This is a genomic window from Mesorhizobium sp. M5C.F.Ca.IN.020.29.1.1 (assembly GCF_003997375.1).
Taxonomy (GTDB): Bacteria; Pseudomonadota; Alphaproteobacteria; order Rhizobiales; family Rhizobiaceae; genus Mesorhizobium; species Mesorhizobium wenxiniae.
This window is the reverse complement of the sequence record NZ_RZSW01000386.1, coordinates 1-6,182: the sequence shown is the minus strand read 5'-3', so window position 1 is coordinate 6,182 and position 6,182 is coordinate 1. Positions and strand designations below refer to the sequence as shown.

Genomic DNA, 6,182 nt, shown 5'->3' with positions numbered 1-6,182 from the left:
GTCCAACGCCATATCGCCGTCGAATTTCATCCTGACCAACCCGGAGCTGTTTCGCGAGACCGTCGCTTCGAATGGCGAAAACCTGGTGCGCGGCATGAAGATGCTGGCCGAGGACATCGCCGCCGGCAAGGGCGACCTGAAACTCCGGCAGGCCGATTATTCGCCCTTCGAGATCGGCAAGAACCTCGCCACGACGCCCGGCAAGGTGGTGGGCCGCAGCGATGTCGCCGAGATCTTGCAATACGATCCGGCGACCGAGACCGTACTGAAGCGGCCGCTACTGATCTGCCCGCCATGGATCAACAAATTCTACATTCTCGATCTCAACCCGCAAAAGTCCTTCATCCGCTGGGCAGTAGAGCAGGGCCACACCGTCTTCGTCATCTCCTGGATCAACCCGGACGAGCGGCACGGCACCAAGAGTTGGGAGGCTTATATCCGAGAGGGACTGCAATACGGCCTGGACACGATCGAAAAGGCCACCGGTGAAAAGGACGTCAATGCCGTCGGCTATTGCGTCGGCGGCACGCTTCTGGCTGCGGCCCTGGCGCTGATGGCGCAGGAAGGCGACCACCGCATCAAATCGGCCACCTTCTTCACCACGCAGGTCGATTTCACCTGTGCCGGCGACCTGAAAGTGTTCGTCGACGAGGAGCAGGTTGCGGCCGTCGAAAAGGCGATGAACGAGAAAGGCTATCTCGACGGAACCAAGATGGCGACCGCCTTCAACATGCTGCGCTCGGGCGACCTGATCTGGCCCTATGTCGTCAACAACTACATGCGCGGCAAGGATCCCCTGCCCTTCGATCTGCTCTACTGGAACGCCGATTCGACCCGCATGGGCGCGGCCAACCATTCCTTCTATCTGCGCAACTGCTATCTCGAGAACAGACTTTCGCAAGGCATGATGGAGCTGGCGGGCCGCGTGGTTTCGCTGAAGGACGTCACCATCCCGGTCTACAACCTCGCCGCGAAGGAAGATCACATCGCGCCGGCGCTTTCGGTGTTCCTAGGTTCGAAGTATTTCGGCGGCGAAGTCGACTACGTCATGGCCGGCTCCGGCCACATCGCCGGTGTCGTCAATCCGCCGGCAGCGCAGAAATATCACTACTGGACCGGCGGCAAGCCGGGGGGCGACTTCGACCAGTGGATCGCCGAGGCCATAAACCATCCCGGCTCCTGGTGGCCGCACTGGCAACGCTGGGTCGAGGCGAAGGACAACACCCGCGTGCCGGCCCGCAAACCCGGCAAGCACATGAAAACTCTGGGCGACGCGCCAGGCACCTATGTCAAGGTGCGTGTGTAACCTTCTGTAATGTGTGGTGAGTTGACGCGCCGGTAAAAGAGGGCGAAATGGTGTCGTCAACCCTCAAGCAGTCTCGATTCCTCTTTAGCCGTCGAATTACTCTGGGGCTTGCGGATTTGACACAGGTCTCGTTTCCGTTCGGGGACAAGGAATTTATTTCGGCGGGACGTTTCGACGCCGCCAATGACGTACCGGCCGGACATCGAGGGGGAATTTTGTTTTGAAATCAGCAGGATCGCGCCTCGCGAAGGGAGAAAGCCGCGCCATTGCGGCCGCGCTTTTCTCCGTGCTCCTGGCGTCCTGCACCTCGGCCGGCGACCCGTCTCTATCAGTCGGCATGCCCGGTTATAACGCCTCTTCTACGGATATCAGCACGGCCTCTGGTACCCAACAGATCGCCGTTGATTCGTCGTCACAGATCACGACTTCTCAGATGACGATGACCGCCGAGGGCGACGCAAGCCTTCCCGAGCAGGTCGGCTATGTGCCAATGGGCAAGCCGGGAACCCAGGGGGGAGCCCCTCAGGGAGGCGCCAAGTCCGATGCCGGCTTCCCCGTCACGGCTCCTGCGCGCGCAGACGCTGCTGCGGGCCAGACGCCGCAGCCCCAGGAACAGTCCGCGCAGACGGTTGAACAAGCCGATGCTGCAACGCAGAAGGCTGAAACCGCCGATGCAGGCACGACCGCGCCGAAGTCCAAGGCCGAGACCGCCGCACCGGCGATGAACAATCCGGTCTATGTGACCGCCGGAGAGCCGCAGCCGCAAGCCTATGCGCCGAAGAAGAAGGGGTTCCTCGCCTCTTTGTTCAGCGCCACGCCGGCCTCGGCGGCGCCTGCCCCGCAGACCAGCAACAGGTCGGGCGAGCAATCGACGGCGGCGCAGCCCAAGGCGGCGGCAAAGCCGACCATCACCTTGGCCTCGGCCAAATCGGCTGAAAAGCCGGTGCAACTGGCTTCGATCGGCGATACCAGCCATTTCACCGATGACGCGCTGCCAGGCGTACGCAAGACCGCACTCTTCGAGATCAAGCGCAAATCCGGCCTCGACGACGACAGCGACGTCGATCTGAACGAGGATGAAGGCGGCGCCTATCAGGTGGCATCCGCTGCCGGGCTGGCCCGGCTGGCGCCCAACGGTCTTTTGAAGCAGACCGAGAATGTCGACGTGGCCTGCTTAAAACCTTCGCTGGTCCGCGTGCTGAAGACGATTGAGGGCCACTACGGCAAGAAGATGATCGTCACCTCCGGCTATCGTGACCCGGCCCGCAACCGCCGCGCCAACGGCGCCAAGAATTCGCTGCACATGTATTGCGCCGCTGCCGACATCCAGGTTCCAGGCGTCTCGAAATCGCAGCTGGCAAGCTACATCCGCAGCATGCCCGGGCGCGGCGGCGTCGGCACCTACTGCCATACCGAATCCGTTCACATCGACGTCGGTCCCGAGCGCGACTGGAACTGGCGCTGCCGCCGGCGGCGGTAACCGCTGGTTCTTCTCTCGTTCACGCAAAACGTCCGCGGTGCGCCGTCTGACGACGGCATGAGATGCAGCATCGAACCGGGCTAAATCGCCGAAAATGCGCGGTTTTGCGGCCAATGAAAAAAGTTGTCGCAGGCGGCGGCAGACGGGTTGCCGGTTTGGTGCAACGCAACTATAAGCGCTCACATCTGAGCGCGCCCATCGTCTAGCGGTCAGGACACCGCCCTTTCACGGCGGTAACAGGGGTTCGATTCCCCTTGGGCGTACCAGATTTTTCAGGCACTTAGCCGAAAATCTCCGTTTCTTGTCCAATCCTTGGCCAATATCGCTCGAATCGCTATCCAACAAAGAGACTCGGAAGCCGAAACCGCCGGGCCATCAAATGCATATTTGCGGTTGGATCATCGACCATGGAACGCTGGGCAATCCTGCGATCCCAATGGGGCTCGTCCTGCACGTTGCCTCTGTGCAGCCTCGTGAGACCGAAGACGGGATGCGATAGTGGAGGTTTGGGCGTAGAGTTCTTTTTCCAATCAGGCGAGGGACGGTAAGATGTTACCTTCCGATCTAACGAGGTTTATCGAGCAAGATCATCTGGCTTTGGGTGCTTTTGTGAAGGGGGACCCTGAGCCTCTGAAAAACCTCTACTCGCGGCGGGATGACGTGACAATCGCTAACCCGTTCGGTCCGCCGGCCAAGGGATGGATAAAGGCTGCCGAGACCATGGATCGGGCTGCTACCAACTACCGAGACGGCGAGGTCATCGGCATCGAACGAATCGCCGAGTACGCGACAGCGGACCTGGGCTACGTCATGGAAATCGAGCGGCTTCAATCCAAGGTCGGCGGCGGGGACAAACTGGTGCCGATTGCGCTTCGGGTCACCACCATCTTCCGGCAGGAGGATGGCGCGTGGAGAATCGTCCTTCGTCACGCCGATCCGATAACCTCAGCGCGGCCGGCAGAGTCCGTAGTTGGGCAGTAGAGGGATTGCTAGCTGAGGAAACTAACCCTTAAGCTTGGCACTTGCTCCTCGTGATCGCTCGCCGCAACGCGGCAAAGTCTGGCAATCCGGCTTCGTTGGTTACGATGGTCTCGCCGTCGATGATAATCGGACGACGGAAGCCCGCCAGCCATTTGAAATATTGGCGACCACTTGTGTTTGTTCCGGAACGGGATCATGCTCGGGTTTTGGCGGTGTGGGGCCGCCGGGCTTAAAGGGGTAAAGGCGTCATGGAACTCGCAAGCTGCGTAGCCACCGATCCCGCGACCGCATCGTGGATCTTTTTGAGCATCACTGCGGGCTTCATCGTGATGGCCGCATTCGCCATTGGAAGATTGAGTTCAATGTCCGCAGGCCACCGCCCTGTCGAACAGGCTCAAACCGCGTAGGGCCGCTTAGCCCGCGCTATCGAAATGCTAAAAGCTGTTGCCGGCCTCGGTATACTGGTCGCCCTGGTGATTGGCGGGATGCTGGCCACATCGACGGGCGTTCTCTATCACGAAGAGAAGAGCCCAACAGGTGCGTCCACCTGCCACTATTTTACGGGACCAGGGATATACACGACGCCAAGTTATTCCGTTGACGGCTGCCCGCAATTCATCAGCGTCGCTCGCTAGGCCGGTTAGAGCGGCGCGAACGATGCAACGCATAGATACAGGCTCACTCACAGCTGAACCACCGCCGGTCTTAGCCGCGATGATCGAAAGTCCGGTCTGCGCGCTGGCATAGAGGCGCGCGGCGGTGCTTAGACCTGCTGACTAGTGTCGAATAAGAAGGCTGGACGGCGTTGGACGGCTTAGACGCCCTTTCACGGCGGTAACAGGGGTTCGATTCCCCTTGGGCGTACCAGAATTTTCAACTGGCATGGCAATAGAGCATCAGATCGCAGTGCATGCAGCCGTACTCGTCGCCAAGGCGGTCGATGAGGACCTGGATATCAAATCCCTATTGGGCCGCACCTAAATTCCAGATGTCCCGATGCAGGCGCCATGTCCCGTCGTCGCCCATCTTCCAGACGACGATGTACTTGCCTGCAACGGTGGAGAGGGCGCCGTCTTTGCTGGGCACATCGAGCGTAAATGCGCCAACTTCGTAGGCGAGGTTTGCGCTCTCTTCCACCTCCAGGGCCTTTAGGGTGAGATTCTTCATCCCGCTTTTGATCGCGCCCTGCCAGAATTCTTCCACGCCCTTGCGACCATCGACGTGCTTGCCGTCGGGCGGCAGCACGGCGGCATCCTCGGGTATACATTTGACCGACCGCCACCGCGTTTCCGCTGTTGAAGGCGTCCGTGAATTTCGTCAGCGCAGCTTCGATGTCCTCGCGAGCCGACTGGGCGGCCGCAGACAACGCAGACGAAAGAAGCAGCACAGCAGCAAATGCAAATGACTTAGCCACTCTCATCTCGTCCTCCCTTTGCGTGATCGATATATCCACCGGATGAATAGCGAGCCCAATCCGAGTGCGGCGCCGCGCCCGCTCAATGGCCAAGTCATGATTCACATTAGGCTTATCTGATATGACGGCGCAAGCGCAGCTGCGCAGCTAAGAGCGGGGCGTAAAGCCTCACCAGCGCGCGCGTTTCCGCCGGTCGCGCTGATGCTCTCGCGCGTCTCTCATCGTTCGTCCTTGGCCTTGCCATAGGCGTTCGGCGCAGTGTCGGCGTGTAGATCAGGCCTGCTTTCTTGCCGCCACGCACAGCTCATCGCTGGCGCGCGCGTCTTCACCGGGCGAGGCCTCATCAACCGCGAAGCCATCGTCCTCGATGAGAAGGCCCGTTCGGACTTTGCCGAACTGCGGAGCCAATCCCGCGACGCCAATATGACCCGTATCTCGCCGCGGAATTTCTGGAAAGACGATTGATGGCCGGCACGGGAACGACCCGGCCCATGTTCTTCGAGGTGAACAAAAGCCGGGCCTGATCTAGTTTCCCGCCCGTAGCTCCTTCAGGTCACAGCGAATGATGCTGCCATGGAAAATGGCTGGCGAGCTGCGTTTGAGATGCATCTCCCGTCCCGTCGCTGTCCAAAGAGAGCGACCCGGTTGAACTGTCGTAGCTGACCTGGTCGGAACGATCATGCGCAGCCGTAGACAGAGCGTCGGATGACTCCCCTCCCGACTTGAGCCCGTCTAAGAAGGCCTGGTCGAAGTGAGGCTTGTCCTGCAGCTTTTCCTGGAGCCAGCTGAAGTCGAAGGCGTCGTGGCCTGCGCGGCCGGACATGATCTCGGCGGCGCCGCCCTTGCTAGCATTGGCGCCGACATTTTCATTATCCTCGACGGTGTGGGCGAACCCGTTGCCGGCCGTCTTGTCGTGTGAACCGGCGAGCGACTCCGAGCCGCTAGAAAGGGCGGCCAACACCCGGTCGACACTGCTGCCTGCCTTTTCGCCGGCATTGTCG

At 60.5% G+C, this 6,182-nt stretch carries 5 protein-coding genes, 1 tRNA gene and 1 pseudogene; 4 read left to right on the top strand and 3 right to left on the bottom strand.

The features are described from left to right. The 4 genes from EOA85_RS24875 to EOA85_RS24860 all read left to right on the top strand — a co-directional run. Positions 1–1,306: alpha/beta hydrolase (locus EOA85_RS24875; RefSeq protein WP_164759858.1), on the top strand; the 1,306-nt coding region annotated here is incomplete at its 5' end. A 337-nt stretch (positions 1,307–1,643) separates the two neighbouring features. Continuing rightward, complete coding sequence (locus EOA85_RS24870; protein ID WP_245485997.1) at positions 1,644–2,786, top strand: YcbK family protein; 1,143 nt, start codon at positions 1,644–1,646, stop codon at positions 2,784–2,786. Between the two features lie 191 nt (positions 2,787–2,977). After that, a tRNA-Glu gene (locus EOA85_RS24865) sits at positions 2,978–3,052 on the top strand. Positions 3,053–3,335: 283 nt separating this feature from the next. After that, positions 3,336–3,767 (top strand): nuclear transport factor 2 family protein, encoded by a 432-nt coding sequence (locus tag EOA85_RS24860; RefSeq protein WP_127211533.1) that lies wholly within the window; start codon positions 3,336–3,338, stop codon positions 3,765–3,767. Between the two features lie 963 nt (positions 3,768–4,730). On the opposite strand, the gene EOA85_RS24855 is transcribed toward EOA85_RS24860, so the two are convergent. From EOA85_RS24855 to EOA85_RS37710, 3 genes and pseudogenes are all read right to left on the bottom strand, one after another. Further along, positions 4,731–5,012, bottom strand: a complete 282-nt coding sequence (locus tag EOA85_RS24855) for a DUF4440 domain-containing protein (RefSeq protein ID WP_127211532.1) — start codon at positions 5,010–5,012, stop codon at positions 4,731–4,733. Between the two features lie 442 nt (positions 5,013–5,454). Next, positions 5,455–5,589: a hypothetical protein gene (locus tag EOA85_RS39940; RefSeq protein ID WP_281033782.1), complete on the bottom strand. Its 135-nt coding sequence runs from the start codon at positions 5,587–5,589 to the stop codon at positions 5,455–5,457. Between the two features lie 145 nt (positions 5,590–5,734). Continuing rightward, a pseudogene (locus tag EOA85_RS37710) lies at positions 5,735–6,182 on the bottom strand (calcium-binding protein); the annotation flags it as partial.